The sequence below is a fragment of the Enterobacter roggenkampii genome (assembly GCF_001729805.1).
GTDB lineage: Bacteria > Pseudomonadota > Gammaproteobacteria > Enterobacterales > Enterobacteriaceae > Enterobacter > Enterobacter roggenkampii.
This window is the reverse complement of record NZ_CP017184.1, coordinates 1,691,505-1,707,915: the sequence shown is the minus strand read 5'-3', so window position 1 is coordinate 1,707,915 and position 16,411 is coordinate 1,691,505. Positions and strand designations below refer to the sequence as shown.

18 protein-coding genes and 1 tRNA gene are annotated in these 16,411 nt (G+C 53.0%); 7 read left to right on the top strand and 12 right to left on the bottom strand.

Going from position 1 to position 16,411, the window contains the following annotated elements:
* Positions 1 to 29: 29 nt before the first annotated feature.
* Both mdoH and mdoG read right to left on the bottom strand, forming a co-directional pair.
* A complete protein-coding gene (gene mdoH / locus BFV67_RS07910) occupies positions 30 to 2,558 on the bottom strand; it encodes a glucans biosynthesis glucosyltransferase MdoH (RefSeq protein WP_069598115.1) in 2,529 nt (842 codons plus the stop codon).
* The gene (gene mdoG / locus BFV67_RS07905) at positions 2,551 to 4,104 is read right to left on the bottom strand and encodes a glucans biosynthesis protein MdoG (RefSeq protein ID WP_021240787.1); all 1,554 of its coding nucleotides are present in this window, start codon (positions 4,102 to 4,104) and stop codon (positions 2,551 to 2,553) included. Before mdoG ends, mdoH begins: the two co-directional genes overlap by 8 nt.
* Before the next feature lie 254 nt (positions 4,105 to 4,358).
* Between mdoG and mdoC the strand changes: the two genes are divergently transcribed.
* On the top strand, positions 4,359 to 5,498 hold the full coding sequence (gene mdoC / locus BFV67_RS07900) for a glucans biosynthesis protein MdoC (protein ID WP_008500838.1): 1,140 nt from the start codon (positions 4,359 to 4,361) through the stop codon (positions 5,496 to 5,498).
* A gap of 35 nt (positions 5,499 to 5,533) precedes the next feature.
* On the opposite strand, the gene ymdB is transcribed toward mdoC, so the two are convergent.
* The 5 genes from ymdB to csgB all read right to left on the bottom strand — a co-directional run bounded on the left by ymdB (position 5,534) and on the right by csgB (position 8,006).
* Entirely contained in the window at positions 5,534 to 6,076 is a 543-nt protein-coding gene (ymdB, locus tag BFV67_RS07895; protein ID WP_069598114.1) for an O-acetyl-ADP-ribose deacetylase, read from the bottom strand.
* A 105-nt stretch (positions 6,077 to 6,181) separates the two neighbouring features.
* The gene (locus BFV67_RS07890) at positions 6,182 to 6,502 is read right to left on the bottom strand and encodes a type 1 fimbrial protein (protein ID WP_008500840.1); all 321 of its coding nucleotides are present in this window, start codon (positions 6,500 to 6,502) and stop codon (positions 6,182 to 6,184) included.
* 160 nt (positions 6,503 to 6,662) lie between these two features.
* Positions 6,663 to 6,995 carry a curli assembly chaperone CsgC gene (gene csgC / locus BFV67_RS07885; RefSeq protein WP_023343744.1) on the bottom strand — a complete coding sequence of 111 codons (333 nt, stop codon included), beginning with the start codon at positions 6,993 to 6,995 and terminating at the stop codon, positions 6,663 to 6,665.
* Positions 6,996 to 7,056: 61 nt separating this feature from the next.
* The gene (gene csgA / locus BFV67_RS07880; protein WP_008500842.1) at positions 7,057 to 7,509 is read right to left on the bottom strand and encodes a curli major subunit CsgA; all 453 of its coding nucleotides are present in this window, start codon (positions 7,507 to 7,509) and stop codon (positions 7,057 to 7,059) included.
* A gap of 41 nt (positions 7,510 to 7,550) precedes the next feature.
* Complete coding sequence (gene csgB / locus BFV67_RS07875; protein WP_008500843.1) at positions 7,551 to 8,006, bottom strand: curli minor subunit CsgB; 456 nt, start codon at positions 8,004 to 8,006, stop codon at positions 7,551 to 7,553.
* A 763-nt stretch (positions 8,007 to 8,769) separates the two neighbouring features.
* On the opposite strand from csgB, the gene csgD reads away from it, so the two are divergent.
* Genes csgD through csgG form a run of 4 tightly spaced genes read left to right on the top strand, consistent with a single transcriptional unit; the run spans position 8,770 to position 11,111 of the window.
* Positions 8,770 to 9,420: a biofilm master transcriptional regulator CsgD gene (csgD, locus tag BFV67_RS07870; protein ID WP_021240790.1), complete on the top strand. Its 651-nt coding sequence runs from the start codon at positions 8,770 to 8,772 to the stop codon at positions 9,418 to 9,420.
* Positions 9,421 to 9,424: 4 nt separating this feature from the next.
* The gene (gene csgE / locus BFV67_RS07865; RefSeq protein ID WP_008500845.1) at positions 9,425 to 9,814 is read left to right on the top strand and encodes a curli production assembly/transport protein CsgE; all 390 of its coding nucleotides are present in this window, start codon (positions 9,425 to 9,427) and stop codon (positions 9,812 to 9,814) included.
* A gap of 23 nt (positions 9,815 to 9,837) precedes the next feature.
* Positions 9,838 to 10,251: a curli production assembly/transport protein CsgF gene (gene csgF, locus BFV67_RS07860; protein ID WP_008500846.1), complete on the top strand. Its 414-nt coding sequence runs from the start codon at positions 9,838 to 9,840 to the stop codon at positions 10,249 to 10,251.
* Between the two features lie 26 nt (positions 10,252 to 10,277).
* On the top strand, positions 10,278 to 11,111 hold the full coding sequence (gene csgG / locus BFV67_RS07855) for a curli production assembly/transport protein CsgG (protein ID WP_021240792.1): 834 nt from the start codon (positions 10,278 to 10,280) through the stop codon (positions 11,109 to 11,111).
* Between the two features lie 43 nt (positions 11,112 to 11,154).
* Here csgG and BFV67_RS07850 read toward each other — a convergent pair whose 3' ends face one another.
* The 4 genes from BFV67_RS07850 to ghrA form a co-directional block, all read right to left on the bottom strand.
* Positions 11,155 to 11,637 (bottom strand): DUF1097 domain-containing protein, encoded by a 483-nt coding sequence (locus BFV67_RS07850; RefSeq protein ID WP_072203727.1) that lies wholly within the window; start codon positions 11,635 to 11,637, stop codon positions 11,155 to 11,157.
* Between the two features lie 96 nt (positions 11,638 to 11,733).
* A complete protein-coding gene (locus BFV67_RS07845) occupies positions 11,734 to 12,288 on the bottom strand; it encodes a TorD/DmsD family molecular chaperone (protein ID WP_069598113.1) in 555 nt (184 codons plus the stop codon).
* A gap of 21 nt (positions 12,289 to 12,309) precedes the next feature.
* Positions 12,310 to 13,047: a phosphatase gene (locus BFV67_RS07840; RefSeq protein ID WP_008500850.1), complete on the bottom strand. Its 738-nt coding sequence runs from the start codon at positions 13,045 to 13,047 to the stop codon at positions 12,310 to 12,312.
* A gap of 84 nt (positions 13,048 to 13,131) precedes the next feature.
* Complete coding sequence (ghrA, locus tag BFV67_RS07835; RefSeq protein WP_069598112.1) at positions 13,132 to 14,070, bottom strand: glyoxylate/hydroxypyruvate reductase GhrA; 939 nt, start codon at positions 14,068 to 14,070, stop codon at positions 13,132 to 13,134.
* Between the two features lie 232 nt (positions 14,071 to 14,302).
* Here ghrA and BFV67_RS07830 point away from each other — a divergent pair.
* Positions 14,303 to 14,390: transfer RNA gene (locus BFV67_RS07830), tRNA-Ser, on the top strand.
* 133 nt (positions 14,391 to 14,523) lie between these two features.
* On the opposite strand, the gene BFV67_RS07825 is transcribed toward BFV67_RS07830, so the two are convergent.
* On the bottom strand, positions 14,524 to 15,429 hold the full coding sequence (locus BFV67_RS07825) for a LysR family transcriptional regulator (RefSeq protein WP_025912992.1): 906 nt from the start codon (positions 15,427 to 15,429) through the stop codon (positions 14,524 to 14,526).
* 109 nt (positions 15,430 to 15,538) lie between these two features.
* Between BFV67_RS07825 and BFV67_RS07820 the strand changes: the two genes are divergently transcribed.
* Positions 15,539 to 16,399, top strand: a complete 861-nt coding sequence (locus BFV67_RS07820) for a pirin family protein (RefSeq protein ID WP_069598111.1) — start codon at positions 15,539 to 15,541, stop codon at positions 16,397 to 16,399.
* Positions 16,400 to 16,411: the final 12 nt, after the last annotated feature.

Below are 16,411 nucleotides of genomic sequence, written 5' to 3'. Positions count from 1 at the left end.
CGCTTCGCTTACCCGCTCTACTTAACCACTTACTTCGCCTTCAACGCCAGCGGGTTCAGCTTCAGTTCTTTATAGTAGTTTACCCACGAAGAGTATCTCTCCGGAGCGGACCATACGCGGTAGTGAAGACGCGCCATCGTAACCGGGTCGCTCAACAGGACCAGACGACGGTCACGGTTGAGTTTTTCCGGGGTCTCGTTCAGCGCCTGCTCAACGTGACGATCGCGGGCAATCTCCAGCACCTGGCTGGCACGGTGACGCGCCGTCGCCATTGCCGTCGCCAGGGCGTTGAATGACGGGTTAAACACGGCGTGCATAAAGCCGTCATCCAGCGTGCGATTGCGGTTCTGCTCGAGATAACGATCGGTGTCTACCAGCACCTGCGGCGGGGAATACTCTTCCGGGATCAGGAACAGCTTCCAGCGTTTGGTCCGCAGCCCCACCGTCGAACGGCTGGAGATGACGGAGACAAACGGCGACAGGATCAGCGAGAAGACAATCGGCGCCAGCCAGAACAGGAAACGCAGATCCAGCCACGCCATCCCTGCCGCCCACACCAGACCCAGCAGCAGCTGAGAACCATGGCGCATAAAGGCTTCGCTCCACGGCGTGGAGTCGTCATCACGCTGCGGTGAGTTCCAGACCACTTCCCAGCCCAGGAACGCACTGACCACGAACACGGTGTGGAACAGCATACGCACCGGTGCCAGCAGCACGGAGAACAGCACTTCCAGCAGCAGTGAAAGGGTCACGCGGAAGAAACCGCCGTACTCTTTTGAGCCTTTGCACCAGATCAGGATGATGCTGAGCAGCTTAGGCAGGAACAGCAGCACCATGGTGGAGGCAAACAGCGCAATCGCCAGTTCCGGACGCCACTGCGGCCACACCGGGAACAGCTGGCGCGGCTGCAGGAAGTATTGCGGTTCCGTCAGGGCATGCACGACCTGCAGCGCTGTGGAGAGCGCAAGGAACATAAACCACAGCGGTGCGGAGAGATACGACATCACGCCCGTCAGGAACACCGCGCGGTGAACCGGGTGCATCCCTTTCACCAGGAACAGGCGGAAGTTCATCAGGTTACCGTGACACCAGCGGCGGTCACGCTTGAGCTCGTCCAGCAGGTTCGGCGGCAGCTCTTCGTACGATCCCGGCAGGTCGTAGGCAATCCAGACGCCCCATCCAGCACGACGCATCAGCGCCGCTTCCACGAAGTCATGTGACAGAATAGAACCGGCAAACGAACCCTCGCCCGGCAGCGGCGCCAGCGCACAGTGCTCAATGAACGGCTTCACGCGGATGATGGCGTTGTGACCCCAGTAGTGGGATTCACCCAGCTGCCAGAAGTGCAGGCCCGCCGTAAACAGCGGCCCGTAAACACGGGTGGCGAACTGCTGACAGCGCGCATAGAGCGTGTCCATACCGGACGCTTTTGGCGAAGACTGAATGATACCCGCGTTCGGGTTGGCTTCCATCAGACGCACCAGACCGCTCAGGCAGTCACCGCTCATGACGGAGTCAGCATCCAGCACCACCATGTAGCTGTACTGGTTACCCCAGCGGCGGCAGAAGTCATCGATGTTACCGCTTTTACGCTTCACGCGACGGCGGCGACGACGGTAGAAGATCTGCCCTTCGCCCTGCACTTCTGCAATCAGCTCCATCCACGCTTTTTGTTCAGCCACGCAGATATCCGGGTTGTAACTGTCGCTCAGAATGTAAACGTCAAAATGCTCCGCGTTGCCGGTCGCCTTCACGGACTCCCAGGTGGCACGCAGGCCCGCAAACACGCGGTCAACGTCTTCGTTACAGATAGGCATAATCAGCGCGGTACGGTGCTCAGGATTGAGGGGTTCATCCCCGACCGTTGACGCCGAAATGCTGTATTTGTCACGCCCCATCAGCAGCTGCAGGAAGCCCATCAGCGCGGTCCAGAAACCGGCCGAGACCCAGCAGAAGAGAACCGCGAACAGCAGAAGGATGCCGCTCTGCAGGATATACGGCAGCAGCTGCATGAAGGAGACCCAGAGATCCTGGCCCATCATGTCCAACGGGTTGATGAACGCCCAGCCCTGATACGGCAGGATGGTTTTCATATACCAGGTCGCGACGACCGTCTGCGCCAGCGTCAGCAGCAGCAGGATGTAGCGACGGATGGTCCCCACGGTACGCCATTTCTGTTCGGAAGCCTGCTCTTCTTTCGTCAGGCGTGACAGATAGCGCGGCGTCACATCACGCCCGCGCAGGCGATCCCAGAAGCGGCCCACCGGGTTGGTGCGCCACGGATCGGGGAACATTGAGGAACGCGTGGCCTTCGGCATCGCCTGAAGCTGATCGCGCCCTTCGTCGTCTTTAATCAACTGCCCTTCTGCCAGCGAGTCCGGCCAGGCCTGCTCCAGACGTGCCTTTACTGACCCCAGCGGCGTATCATCATCACGGGAAAACTGACGATGTTCACCATCCAGCGCGGTGTGAACCGCGCGGATGTCGCTCTTAGGCAGTGCCGCTTTTTCGATATCCGTCAGCGGCATGGCATCAATATATTCAGATGTATTATTCATTGGCAGGTAGCTGATAGCTCCAGGTTTCACTCAGCGGCTGATCGTTACTGACCAGCGCAGCACGCATTTCAGTGGTCTGTTTCGGATCTTTCACTTTCACGCGCAGGGTCAGACGCCAGCCTTTGGTTACCGGGTTGTAACGCACGGTATTCTCAACGATTTCACCGTTATCACCGATGCTGGCCTGAGCGGCAACGGCGGTGTCCGGTGACAGTTTCTTCATATCCTGGCCTGTAAAGTCCACGACAAAGGCCACGGTACCGTCAGGCTGACGGATAAGATTAGACTGCTTCACATCACCCGTTGAACGGCGAGTCTGCATCACATACGCGTTATCCGGCGCATGCAGCTTATCTTCGTCGCGGCTGAAGGTGATGGTGTACTTGAAGTTCATCTCTTTACCGGCTTCCGGCAGCTGATCCGGCGTCCAGTAAGCCACGATGTTATCGTTGGTTTCGTCGTTGGTTGGAATCTCAACCAGCTCAACCTTACCTTTACCCCAGTCACCGTTTGGCGTGACCCAGGCGCTTGGACGCTGGTCATAGCGGTCGTCCAAATCTTCAAAGCGGGAGAACTGACGGCCACGCTGCAGCAGGCCAAAACCTTGCGGGTTTTCCATCGCGAAGCTGCTCACCGCCAGATGTTTCGGGTTGTTAAGCGGACGCCAGATCCACTCTCCGTTACCGGCATGAATAGACAGACCGTTGGAGTCGTGCAGTTCCGGGCGGAAGTTAGTGGCCGGAGACGGCTGGTTCGGCCCAAACAGGAACATGCTGGTCAGTGGTGCAACGCCCAGTTTGCCCACTTTATCACGCAGGTAAACCTTGGACTGCACGTCAACCACGGTGTCACGACCCGGCATAATCACAAAGCGATAGGCGCCGGTCGCACGCGGTGAATCCAGCAGCGCGTAAATGGTCAGACGTTTATCCGTTGGTTTTGGACGTTCAATCCAGAACTCACGGAAACGTGGGAATTCTTCACCTGATGGCAGCGCGGTATCAATCGCCAGTCCGCGCGCAGAAAGCCCGTATACCTGCCCCGCGCCAATCACGCGGAAATAGCTGGCACCCAGCATGCTGACGATTTCGTCGTTTTTATCTTTGCTGTTGATCGGGTAAAGCACCTTAAAGCCTGCGAAGCCCAGGTCTTTCACCGTATCTTTGTCGTGTTGCACATTGCCAAAATTGAAGTAATCCGGGCTGTATTTGATCTTACGTACCGCTGTGGCCGTCACTTCGTTGATGGCAACAGGCGTGTCGAAATACATACCCTGATGATAAAACTCAAGCTTGAACGGGGTCTTGATGTTGCTCCAGTAGGCTTTGTCGTGATTGAACTGGATCTGCTGATAGTCCGCATATTTCATATCGCGGAAAACGGAGGGCAAGTTACTTTTCGGCGCTTCGTAGCTCTTGCCAGCCATCGATTTTGCCTGTTTTGCGACATCGTCGATGTTAAAGGCCAGTGCCGATGAGGTATACAGTGATAACACCACTGCAGCACCTAACCAACGCATTTTCATCATCTGTGGTTTATGTTTCATAATAAGTAAGCACTTCCCCCTTTGTGTGCTTATATCGATCCGATCCATTTTAATGGAAACTCAGGCAATCCGACAACATTATCACTGCTTTGTTCAGCTGCTGGCTCATGGTTTAAGCAAATGAAAGAACCCATTATTCACTTTGCGTGCTTATCCTGGAGACAGGGTGTCGGTCTTGGTGTAGGGTTGCTTTCGAATGTAACCATTATGAGTCTTAGGGATAAGACGAAAAGTCTGAGAATGCACAACGTTATATGAGCACAACACCAACAGAACGTGAATATTTCCTCGACTCGATCCGGGCATGGCTGATGCTATTGGGGATCCCTTTTCACATATCACTGATTTACTCCAGCCACACCTGGCATGTGAATAGCCAGATGCCCTCCTGGTGGCTGACGCTGTTTAATGACTTTATTCACGCCTTCCGTATGCAGGTGTTTTTTGTCATCTCCGGCTATTTCTCTTACATGCTGTTTCTGCGATACCCGCTTAAACGCTGGTGGAAGGTGCGCGTCGAGCGCGTGGGGATCCCCATGCTGACCGCGATTCCGCTGCTGACGCTGCCTCAGTTCATTATGCTGCAGTACGTCAAAGGCAAAGCGGAAAACTGGCCGAATCTGTCGCTGTATGAAAAGTACAACACGCTGGTCTGGGAGCTGGTGTCTCACCTGTGGTTCCTGCTGGTCCTGGTGGTGCTCACTACGGTGAGCCTGTTCATTTTCAGCCGCCTGCGTCACCACCTGAGTTCGAGAGCTGACGCCTTTTTCGCCACCGTTACGCTGGGCAAGCTGTCGGTGCTCTTCTTGCTGTTGGGTATCGCTTACGCCGCGGTGAGACGCATCCTGTTTATCGTCTATCCACCGATACTGAGCGACGGCCTGTTTAATTTTGTGGTGATGCAGTCCCTTTTCTACATTCCGTTCTTTTTAATTGGCGCGCTGGCGTTTATTTACCCGAAGCTGAAAGCGCTGTTTACTACCCCGTCACCGTGGTGTGCTGTAGGTGCGGCCATCGCGTTCGCGGCCTATCTGCTGAACCAGCGCTACGGGAGCGGTGACGCCTGGATGTACGAAACGGAAAGCGTGATCACCATGCTGCTGGGTTTATGGATGGTGAACGTAGTATTCGCGCTCGGCCACCGCCTGCTGAACTTTAAGTCCAGCCGCGTGACCTACTTCGTGAATGCGTCGCTGTTTATTTATCTGGTGCATCACCCGCTCACGCTCTTCTTCGGGGCTTACATCACCCCGCATATCGCCTCCAACACGCTGGGCTTCTTTACCGGTCTGGTGTTTGTCGTGGGGATTGCGATCGTGCTCTATGAAATCCATCTGCGGATCCCGCTTCTCCGTTTCCTCTTCTCAGGAAAACCTCAGGTAAAAGCCTCATAAACAACCGCGGCGCACTCAGTGCGCCGCGTTTTGCTTCAGGTGTCCAGTTCCTGCCCGCGCTGGGTCAGCAACCGTTGATAAAGGTGGGTGGTTTCTTCATCGAAACAGACAAAGATAACTTTCTCAGGCATCGGTTTTAGCGACAGATAGCGGTAAACGGTATCGACGGCGATCGTAGCGGCAGCCGCCTTAGGATAGCCATACACCCCGGTACTGATGGCCGGGAATGCCATTGTTTTATAGCCGTTGTCGGCAGCCAGCCGCAGACAGTTCCGGTAAGCCTCTTCCAGAATACTCGCCTCGTGCCGATCGCCACCGTGCCAGACAGGCCCTACGGCGTGGATCACCGCTTTGGCAGGCAGATCGCCCGCAAGCGTAATGACCGCATGGCCGGGAGGACATGCGCCCTGCTGTTGCCGTACGGTTTTGCAGGCTTCCAACAGCTGCGGTCCTGCAGCCCGGTGGATAGCCCCGTCCACACCGCCTCCCCCCATCAGGGAGGGATTGGCCGCATTGACGATGACGTCGACGTGCATGGTCGTAATATCACCATGAATAACTTCAATTTGCGGTTTCATAAAGCCCCTCTGCAACCCGCCTTTTTATTAAGTGTATCGCAGGGCTGCCCGGGAGAAAAAACTATCAGAAAAAATCCTCTTCCGCACAAAGCGGAAGAGAGAACGCTATCGATACTGGATTTCGACAACCGCGAGCGTTTTTTCAGGGTTAAGGTATTTCATGCGGAGCGACACCAGATCTGAATCGGACACTTTGCCATTAAGCGCCTCTTCATAACTGACCATGCGCGTTTGCATACGATTATTATCCGGACAGGACATAGCAAACTGTCTCTGCTGCGGCGTAACTTCACAGGGGTCTGCAACAATGGCACCGCGAAAATGAATAACGCCACCGTTCACAATGGTAGCCGAATAAACCGGGAGGCTAAAAACAGAAACAATCAGGCCCAGACCCGTCACGAGTCGAGCGAAAGAGTGGTTCATTATCGGTACTCCTCAATGAAAATCGTCCTTGAGGGGTAAACGCACTTCATTATGACAAACGAAGTCTCACGTTAAGGAACATAATGACCTGATCCCTGATATCAGCATAGCTCAACGGCACAGACCCGCCACATTCGCAACACATTGATTTCATGAATGATTAAAGCGAACGTTCCGCTGGCGACCACTGCTGTGATAAATGAAGCGATTTACCGTCTGAAACGGTGACAACGATTTTTACCGTGTCTCCCGCATTAATATTTAAACTCAGGCGCATTAAATCAATCGTCTGATTAGCGGGTATAAAAAGGGTATTTTGCTGTCGGGACGAACTTTGTCCCCCCTGCCCTTCCCGAACGGAAACAATCTGAACCTGACAATCACACGGCTGCGCCAGGGTGACCTGAGGAATAATGGTGGTCATATTTTCCTGCTGCGACGTTTTGAAAGTTATCTGGCTGGAAAGCGCGGCAAGAAGAATTAAGGTATTCATGATGAACTCCCGAAAAAAAACAGGGCATCAGCCCTGTTTTTTTGTAGCACAGATTTCAGTATCAGTACTGATGAGCTGTCGCGTGGTTACCAAAACCAATCTGGGTAACGTTGACAGTAGAGTTAGAGGCAGTCTGGTCGACGAGGGCGCCGTTAAAGCCGCCGGACTGGCTGACGTTCATAACAGATTTTTTGCTGTTCCACTGATCCAGTGTTGCACTGTTGCCAAATCCTTTCTGGGTCAGGTTGATTTTACTGTCATCAGAACCCTGACCAACGTCAGCGCCGTTACCGCCACCTTTCTGGGTAATATTCAGCACGGAATTTCTGGCGTCTGTCTGCAGAGCAACCGCGGAGTTACCGCCACCGTCCTGATAAATATTCAGGGTTGAATTTGGGCCACTGTATCCGCCATGACCATGCCCATGGCCCCAGCCGCCCTGATTAATAGAACCCGCCATAGCACTACCAGAAACTACGATTGCTGCAAGCGCTGCCACTTTGAGAAATTTCATGGTAAACCCCCATCGGATTGATTAAAATCGTCGCGAATGCGCTAATGTTGAATAACGTTAATCGCCATTTGCGACTGTTTCTGCACTACAACTGCGGTTTTCTGCGTACCGTACTGCGTAATATTTGCTCTATTACCCGACCCTTTCTGGATAATTTTCGCGCTATTACCGTATCCCTCTTGCGTAATACCTGCATCATTCGCGGTACCGCTCTGATCGATCCAGGCTATATTGTAACTCCCTGATTGATCAACTCTTGCTCTGTTGCCCGCCCCATCCTGTGAAACAATGGACAAGAGTTTTGAACCTTCCTGGCGAACCTGAGCGTCATTAAAAACACCCTGTTGACCAATAATGGCTGCCTGATTGAGTGATGAAAGACTTAATTCGTTAACCGCAAAGTTATATTCAGCATTGGCTAAATCTGAATTCGCTGCGGTTACAAATCCAGGCGCACCCAGTAATGTAAACACCATAAATAACGATGTGTATTTCATGTTGTCACCCTGGACCTGGTTATTTAATCACGCCATAACCTATAACCGTGTTACTTGTAAAAACGATGCATATTGTGTTAACGCGTCGTTACGGTGAAGAGTATGTCCGCTGAAACATTTTAAATATCTCACCCGCGCGGCTTATTTTTATTTTTCGGATCACCACAAAGTCGTAATTTACGACAAAAATCACTTTACTCAGGCCAGCTTATATTTTTTATTTCCCCTGTCCAACAATCAGGTTGTACAACGAGGCGAAGGCTGTCCACGCGTCTTCCCGCGTTGTTTAAACGTAACGGCAGAAGGACACTTTTTCACAGTCGTGACACGAAGCCCGTTTTCTTAAGCCAGACAACCGCGCATTTATGGGCTTAGAAATAATCTGTACCTCATACTGTTTTATCGTTCGCATAAAATAATAAATACACCTAATAATCAATGAGATATAAATATTTGTATGATTTTTAAAAACTGTGCATCTCTATTTAGATGTACAACTTTCTCATCATTTCTCGCCATTCATCACAAGTGATTTTCACAAATTAATATTGATTTTTACATTCGGTTACATGTTTAACACTTGCTTTAAACTTCGTAAAAGCTAGATTGAAATTAGATGTACGAAATTGGTTTTATATTTACCTCCCCGTGGAGGTTATGGTCTGATTCTACACACAGCAGTGCAACATCTGTCAGTACTTCTGGTGTCCTCTATTAAACAGGAGGACAGCTGCCAGGTGCCAAAAAAAAGTGGGGTTTCATCATGTATAATGAAGTCCATAGTTTACATGGTCATACATTACTGTTGATCACAAAACCTTCTTTGCAAGCGACAGCGTTATTACAACATTTAAAGCAATCTTTATCACTGAACGGGAAATTGCATAATATTCAACGTTCTTTTGATGATATTGCACCTGGCAGCATCATTCTGTTCGATATGATGGAAGCTGATAAAAAGCTCATCCATTACTGGCAAGATATTTTAAGCAGGAAAAACAATAATATCCGCGTGCTATTATTGAATACGCCTGATGAATATCCTTTCAGGGATATTGAAAGCTGGCCGCATATCAATGGCGTGTTCTACGTCACGGAAGAAGAAGACCGGGTAGTTGAGGGTCTGCAAGGCATATTGCGCGGAGAGTGTTATTTTTCGCAAAAGCTGGCCAGCTACCTTATCACGCACTCCGGAAATTATCGCTATAACAGCTCAGAGTCAGCACTGCTCACGCACCGTGAGAAAGAGATCCTGAATAAGTTACGCATTGGTGCTTCAAATATTGAAATCGCCCGTTCGTTATTTATCAGCGAAAATACGGTAAAGACGCACCTTTATAATCTTTTCAAGAAGATAGCTGTAAAAAACCGAACTCAGGCGGTTTCGTGGGCAAACGATAACCTCAGGCGTTAATCACATGAAGCGCACGTTGAGTTGGATCGCCGCAGCGAGTTTCCTGCTCGCTGCCGGGAATCTGAAGGCCGTCGAGGTCGAAGTTCCCGGATTGTTAACAGACCACACTGTCTCATCGGTCGGGCACAGTTTTTATCGAGCCTTCAGTGACAAATGGGACAGTACTTATACCGGAAATATAACAATCAACGAGCGGCCCAGTGCACGATGGGGAAGTTGGATAACAATAACGGCCAATCAGTACGTTATTTATCAAACGTTTTTATTCCCCACTAAAATGGACTTCGATAAAAACGTAGCCCTGGCACTGGCCCAATCAGAAGACGCTATTAATCGCCTGCAAATAGATAAAGCCCTATTAAGCACCAGCGATTTAGCTAAAGACGAGTTCTAGCGAACCGATATGCGGAGGCTGTCATGCGTATTGCATATGCAGTTGTTTCGATAATGCTAATAACACCTATAAGCTGGGCCGGAAATATGACGTTTCAGTTCCGTAACCCTAACTTTGGCGGTAACCCTAACAACGGCGCCTTTCTGCTGAATGAAGCGCAGGCGCAAAACTCCTATAAGGACCCAAGCTTAAAGGATTTTAGCGTTGATACTCCATCCGCACTGGACAACTTCACTCAGGCTATCCAGTCGCAGATTTTAGGCGGGTTACTGACCAACATTAATACCGGCAAACCCGGCAGAATGGTGACCAACGATTTTATCGTTGATATCGCCAACACTGATGGACAGCTTCAGCTGAACGTGACCGATCGTAAAACCGGAAGGATCTCCACTATTCAGGTTTCCGGTCTACAAAGTAATTCAACTGACTTTTAAACAATAGCTAAATAAGGACAACGATCATGCAGCGCTTCCTGATATTTGTTGCAGTGTGCTTATTGAGCGGTTGTTTAACTGCTCCACCTAAAGAAGCTGCAAAACCAACATTAATGCCTCGGGCCCAGAGTTATCGTGATTTAACGCATTTACCTGCTCCAACGGGGAAAATATTTGTCTCCGTATACAACATTCAGGATGAAACCGGGCAATTCAAACCTTACCCGGCAAGTAACTTCTCCACGGCCGTGCCGCAAAGTGCCACCGCGATGCTGGTTACCGCGCTCAAGGATTCGCACTGGTTTATTCCGCTGGAACGTCAGGGTCTTCAAAACCTGTTGAATGAACGGAAAATCATTCGTGCCGCACAGGAGAATGGTACCGTCGCGGCCAATAACCGCACGCCTCTGGAATCTCTGGCGGCAGCGAACGTGATGATTGAAGGGTCGATTATTGGTTACGAAAGTAACGTTAAATCGGGTGGTGCGGGCGCGCGGTACTTCGGTATCGGTGCGGATACCCAGTACCAGCTCGACCAAATCGCCGTTAACCTGCGTGTGGTCAACGTCAGTACAGGTGAAGTGCTCTCTTCGGTGAACACCAGCAAAACCATCCTCTCTTATGAAGTTCAGGCAGGGGTATTCCGCTTCATCGATTACCAGCGTTTGCTGGAGGGTGAAATTGGCTACACCTCTAACGAGCCGGTCATGATGTGTCTGATGTCGGCCATTGAAACCGGCGTGATCTTCTTAATCAACGACGGTATTGACCGCGGGCTGTGGGATCTGCAAAACAAAGCAGACGTGCAGAACCCGATACTGGTGAAATACCGCGATATGTCAGTCCCTCCGGAATCCTGACAGGAAGCGCATAAAAAAGGCGAGATGATTATCTCGCCTTTTTTTATTCGCTCACCGCCGTGATGTCTTGCGCTTTTTCCCGCCGCGACGCCAGCCAAAGACCGCTGTTTTTCATGGCATAGCCAAACAGCAATCCCAGCGCCAGAGAAGGAACGACCAGCTTCCAGTCACCCTGCCCTGCAAAGGTCGCGCACGCCCCGATAAAGGTGCCCGGCACAAACGAAAGCAGGAGATGCTTAGCCTGAATACACATCAGGAAGGCAACAACGCCCGTCATGATGTACCCCAGCATCTCCAGATGCGGCGCCAGCGCGCTGCCTTTCATGATCACCAGCGCCCAGATAACCCCGCTCATTAGCGTGCAGCCTGAGATAAAGAGCCCTTTGACGCCCCCCTGCGGGCAGGCGAAATAGGCCGTACAGCCAAGGAATCCAGCCCAGCTGAGCAATCCGAGAGACACGGCCACCCATCCCCAGAGCCCGGAGAGAATGCCCGTTGTTATTGCGATACAAAGTAATATGTTCATGGCGCGCATCTTAGCAGAAGCGCACCATAGAAATGCGATCAGAAGCACATTATGTGCAAATTGAAATTCGGCGTTGCAGGATTTATGTGATCTAAGTCACTCTTCGTTCTCTTCTTCCAGTTCATCCCACATCGCCGCAATTGCGTCGCGGGTCAGCGGTGCCAGCGTTCTCCAGAATGGCGAGGCGGCGTGGGCTTCGACTTTCCCAAGGAATGTTCCGACCCACGGCAGCAGGTACGTTTCGAAAAGCGTTTCGATAGCTTCGTTCTCATCATCCCCGGCGTTATCTTCAATCCAGGAAGCGGCCAGCAGCAGCGTACCGATATGATCCGCAGGCGTATCGCTCAGCGGCATACGGCGCGTGGAGAGGAAAGCACGGACTTCCGCTTCCGTCGCCTCTTCCTGCCAGGCAGAACGGTATGGCGAAACGCGGCACTCATCGCCGACGAACAGCGCATTGTAATCGGTCGCAATCTGCTGCATGTCGCAGCTTTTTTGCAGACGCGCCAGTAAATCATCCTGTTCCAGCGGCCAGTTCTCCGCCAGCTTACCTTCACGAATTAACGTAAAGAGCGGAACCAACAGCGGGTCTTGCGGCTGGCGATAATAGAGCGTACCCAGCACGCGGCAAAGGATGGAAAACTCGTTCATTTTTATTATTCCATTACACAATTAAAGATCGGCAAATTCGGCAATCGGCTCCATGCCGCGCGATTCGAGGAAATCGAGCATGCGGCGCGGAGTCACGTTCAGGATTTGCGCTTCCGGGAAGTTAACGTCATTGAGCACTTTCAGGCACTCGCTGAAATCACCCAGCGTAAAGGCGGTATGGGAATCCGAACCCAACGCCACCATGCCGCCCGCATCGCGTACGGCGGCGGCCACTTCGCGGCAGTTGGCTTCACTGCCCTTGCGCGAGTGAACAAAGGAGGAGTTGTTAATCTCCAGCGCCACGCGGTGCTTCGCTGCCGCCTGCGCGACAGCCTGAATATCAATCGGGTACTTCGGGTTGCCGGGGTGGCTGATAATGTGCACATTGCCGCTGGCAATGGTGGCAATCATCGCCGCGGTGTTGGTCTCTTTATCCTGAGGTGCAAAAACCGGCTCGTGGAAACCGGCGAGGATAAGATCCAGAGACGTCAGCATCGGCCCGGTGCAGTCGATCTCACCGTCGGTATTTTTGATATTCGCCTCGATGCCGCGCAGTATCCCAATGCCGTCCACCAGACGTGGCCAGATCCGCATATTCACAAAATGCCAGTAGTGCGGCGCATCCGCCATGTCCGGACCATGATCGGTGATCGCGAACAGCTTAATGCCTTTCAGCTTCGCCTGGGCGATATAATCATGGAGGTTGCTATACGCGTGGGTACTGGCGACGGTGTGCATATGCAGGTCAACGGGATACATCTCTCTCTCCTCTGCGGTTTTTCCAAAGGATAGCAGTTATCAGCGGCGAATATTAGCAAAAACCCGGCGAACGCCGGGTTTCTCTCAGTAGCCGCGCTGTCTGTCAACCTGGCCGGTGCCCGCGTTACCCTTCTCCATTTCGCTGATGGTATGGGATATGTACGCCACCGCTTCTGCCGGACGCGTCACGGCGGCCACGTGCGGGGTCATCGCCACGCGCGGATGTGCCCACAGCGGGCTTTCCACCGGCAGCGGTTCACGGCTATAGACATCCAGCATGGCGCCTTTTAGCTTTCCGCTGTCCAGCGCCTTCAGCAGATCGGGCTCGACCAGATGCACCCCGCGCGCCAGGTTCATCAGGTAGCTCTGATCGGCTAACTGGTTGAGCAAGGTTTCATTGATGATCCCTACCGTTTCCGCCGTGTTGGGCAGCAGGTTGATCAGCACGCGCGTGCCGTTCAGAAAGGCCGGAAGCTCATCCGTTCCGGCAAAGCTCTCTACGCCCGGATAGTCCTTACGGCTGCGGCTCCAGCAGCGCAGCGGGAAGCCCCACGGAGCGAGAGCTTCAGCCACTTTTGAGCCCAGCACGCCCGCACCGAGGATGCCGATGGTAAAGTCTTCGCGACGGTAATCCGGCAGCGGCTCCCAGTGGGCCTGCTGTTTAAAGGCCTGATAGTCATCAAAACGGCGGAACCAGTGCAGCACCTGGCTGACGGCATATTCCTGCATCTGCTGGCCCATTCCGGTATCTTCCAGGCGGAACAGGGGAATCGCTTCCGGCAGCATGTCAGGGTGCGCCTTCAGCTTGCTCAGAATGGAATCCACGCCCGCCCCCAGGGCAAAAACGGCCTTCAGCTTACGGCCCTGGAGCATTTCTACCGGCGGATGCCAGACCAGCGCATAGTCAGCATGTTCGTTATCTCCACGCTTCCACTCGCGAACGCGTGCGCCGGGTAAAGCTGCCGTGAGCGCCTCGATCCAGTAGGCCGTATCAAACGTGGGGTGATAGAAAAGTATATCCATAGTCATTCCTGCCTTTTATTGCGCTGATTTATTTTGCTTTTTAACGAGGTTGTCAGCATAACAAATTTATTGCGCGGCTGTGTTGCTGATAAAAAAGACGCTTTCAGCACAATTAAGAATCATGTTGCCTGAAGTTTGTCTAAACGCGCTAAATTACTGAAAAAGTGAGTTGACGGCAGTTCGGCTTTTCCTTACATTAGCGCCCGTCCCGTCAACAACGGGATGACAATATGGTGAGGTGTCCGAGTGGCTGAAGGAGCACGCCTGGAAAGTGTGTATACGGCAACGTATCGGGGGTTCGAATCCCCCCCTCACCGCCATATTTGAGATGAGAGCTCGTACGAAAGTACGGGCTTTTTTCTTTTATATTCTCCGAAAGGGGGGAATTCGAACCTTGAAACTCCCTGCGCTCTTTATGTCGGGTGGCGCTGCGCTTACCCGACCTACAAAAAGCTACTCCTCCACCATCTTCGCATACTCTTCAGTCAGAAAATCCACCAGCGTCCTGACCGACGGCAGCATGCCGCGCCGCGAAGGATAAACCGCGTGAATCACTTCCCGTCGGGGTTCCCACGCGTCCAGCACCCGTACCAGTTCCCCTGACGCAAGCTGATCCTTCACCATCAATATCGGCAACTGTACAACGCCCACGCCCGCCATCGCTGCTTCCCGCAATGCCAGCATGTCGGTGGTAATAAAGCGCGGTGCGTAGTGGATCTCCGCTTTCGCCCCTTCTGGACCACTGAGCTCCCATTTATGCACCTGTTTACCGGCCCCCATACTTAATCCAGGCCATTCACTGAGCTCGGAAGGCATTCGCGGTTTACCCATACGTTCAATCAACTGCGGACTTGCCACCAGGCAATGCCCCCTGTCAGCCAGCACCCTTAACACCAGATCGCTGTCATCAAACGGACGCGGACGCACGCGGATAGCCACATCAATACCTTCGCCAACAAGATCGACCCGACGATTGGTGGCCTCAAGCTGGAGATTAATCCCGGGGTAGCGCGCCATAAACCGCGCCAGCATCGGTCCCACGTGGACGTGCAGTAACGTGACGGGACAGGTGATCCTGACGACGCCGCGCGGCTCAGCCTGCAGCGCAGCAACGGCCTCCTCTGCCGCTTCTGCTTCTATCAGCATTGCCTTACAGTGCTGATAGAAAGTGTGCCCCACTTCCGTCACCGTAAACTGCCGCGTCGTGCGCTGTATCAACCGTACGCCAAGCCGCTCCTCCAGCTGCGCGATCCTGCGGCTCAGTTTGGACTTGGGTTGGTCAAGCGCCCTTCCCGCCGCCGCAAACCCCCCGTACTCCACTACCTTCACAAACCAGACGAAGTCATTGAGATCCTGCATAAATCCTCATCGTTCTATTTTCAGAACAGTGAATGCCATTTTCACTATCTACCGGGATATTAACCCTGAATATAAGCTAATTACATCAACAGAACATCAGGAGTTAATCATGAAAAACATCACTGGCGTTTATACCGCTCCTCGTCAGCACTGGGTGGGCGACGGTTTCCCGGTCCGTTCAATGTTCTCCTATCAGACGCACGGCGAGCCGCTCAGCCCGTTCCTGCTGCTGGACTACGCGGGCCCATACACCTTTCCGGCAGACGATGCGAAACGCGGCGTAGGCCAACACCCTCACCGGGGTTTTGAAACGGTCACTCTCGTCTATGCCGGTGAAGTGGAGCATCGCGACTCCACGGGGAAAGGCGGCGTCATTGGCCCCGGGGACGTGCAGTGGATGACCGCCGGCGCAGGCATTTTGCACGAGGAGTTCCACTCCAGCGCGTTCTCGCAAAAAGGCGGAGAACTCAAAATGATGCAGCTTTGGGTCAACCTGCCGGCGAAAGACAAGATGGCCGCACCGGGCTACCAGAGCATTACGAAAGCCGACATCCCGGTAGTGACGCTGCCTGACGACGGTGGAACGCTGCGGGTTATTGCCGGTCGCTACGACACGGTGACCGGCCCGGCGCACACCTTCTCGCCGCTCAACGTCTGGGACTTCGCGCTGAACCAGGGAAGCCATCTGACGCTCGCTCAGCCGGAAGGCTGGAGCACGGCGCTGGTCGTGCTTGAAGGCAGCATCACGGTAAACGGTACCGCTCAGGCGGGTGAAGCCCAGCTGGTCGTGTTAAGTCAGGAAGGCGACAAACTGCACCTGGAAGCGAACAGCGATGCAAAAGTGCTGCTGATGGCCGGCGAGCCGCTGAATGAACCGATCGTGGGCTACGGCCCGTTTGTGATGAACAGTAAAGCCGAAATCAACGAAGCCATTCGTGATTTCAATTCCGGCCGCTTCGGCCAGCTCTGAACGTAATAAAGG

What these genes read in the sequence shown, in the direction of transcription:
- BFV67_RS07850 (WP_072203727.1), bottom strand. Translation starts at nt 11,637, where the DNA reads ATGAACATATTACTTTGTATCGCAATAACAACGGGCATTCTCTCCGGG.
- csgA (WP_008500842.1), bottom strand. Translation starts at nt 7,509, where the DNA reads ATGAAATTTCTCAAAGTGGCAGCGCTTGCAGCAATCGTAGTTTCTGGT.
- csgE (WP_008500845.1), top strand. Translation starts at nt 9,425, where the DNA reads ATGAAGCGCACGTTGAGTTGGATCGCCGCAGCGAGTTTCCTGCTCGCT.
- BFV67_RS07845 (WP_069598113.1), bottom strand. Translation starts at nt 12,288, where the DNA reads ATGAACGAGTTTTCCATCCTTTGCCGCGTGCTGGGTACGCTCTATTAT.
- csgF (WP_008500846.1), top strand. Translation starts at nt 9,838, where the DNA reads ATGCGTATTGCATATGCAGTTGTTTCGATAATGCTAATAACACCTATA.
- ghrA (WP_069598112.1), bottom strand. Translation starts at nt 14,070, where the DNA reads ATGGATATACTTTTCTATCACCCCACGTTTGATACGGCCTACTGGATC.
- BFV67_RS07820 (WP_069598111.1), top strand. Translation starts at nt 15,539, where the DNA reads ATGAAAAACATCACTGGCGTTTATACCGCTCCTCGTCAGCACTGGGTG.
- csgD (WP_021240790.1), top strand. Translation starts at nt 8,770, where the DNA reads ATGTATAATGAAGTCCATAGTTTACATGGTCATACATTACTGTTGATC.
- BFV67_RS07890 (WP_008500840.1), bottom strand. Translation starts at nt 6,502, where the DNA reads ATGAACCACTCTTTCGCTCGACTCGTGACGGGTCTGGGCCTGATTGTT.
- BFV67_RS07840 (WP_008500850.1), bottom strand. Translation starts at nt 13,047, where the DNA reads ATGTATCCCGTTGACCTGCATATGCACACCGTCGCCAGTACCCACGCG.
- mdoG (WP_021240787.1), bottom strand. Translation starts at nt 4,104, where the DNA reads ATGAAACATAAACCACAGATGATGAAAATGCGTTGGTTAGGTGCTGCA.
- ymdB (WP_069598114.1), bottom strand. Translation starts at nt 6,076, where the DNA reads ATGAAACCGCAAATTGAAGTTATTCATGGTGATATTACGACCATGCAC.
- csgC (WP_023343744.1), bottom strand. Translation starts at nt 6,995, where the DNA reads ATGAATACCTTAATTCTTCTTGCCGCGCTTTCCAGCCAGATAACTTTC.
- csgB (WP_008500843.1), bottom strand. Translation starts at nt 8,006, where the DNA reads ATGAAATACACATCGTTATTTATGGTGTTTACATTACTGGGTGCGCCT.
- csgG (WP_021240792.1), top strand. Translation starts at nt 10,278, where the DNA reads ATGCAGCGCTTCCTGATATTTGTTGCAGTGTGCTTATTGAGCGGTTGT.
- mdoH (WP_069598115.1), bottom strand. Translation starts at nt 2,558, where the DNA reads ATGAATAATACATCTGAATATATTGATGCCATGCCGCTGACGGATATC.
- mdoC (WP_008500838.1), top strand. Translation starts at nt 4,359, where the DNA reads ATGAGCACAACACCAACAGAACGTGAATATTTCCTCGACTCGATCCGG.
- BFV67_RS07825 (WP_025912992.1), bottom strand. Translation starts at nt 15,429, where the DNA reads ATGCAGGATCTCAATGACTTCGTCTGGTTTGTGAAGGTAGTGGAGTAC.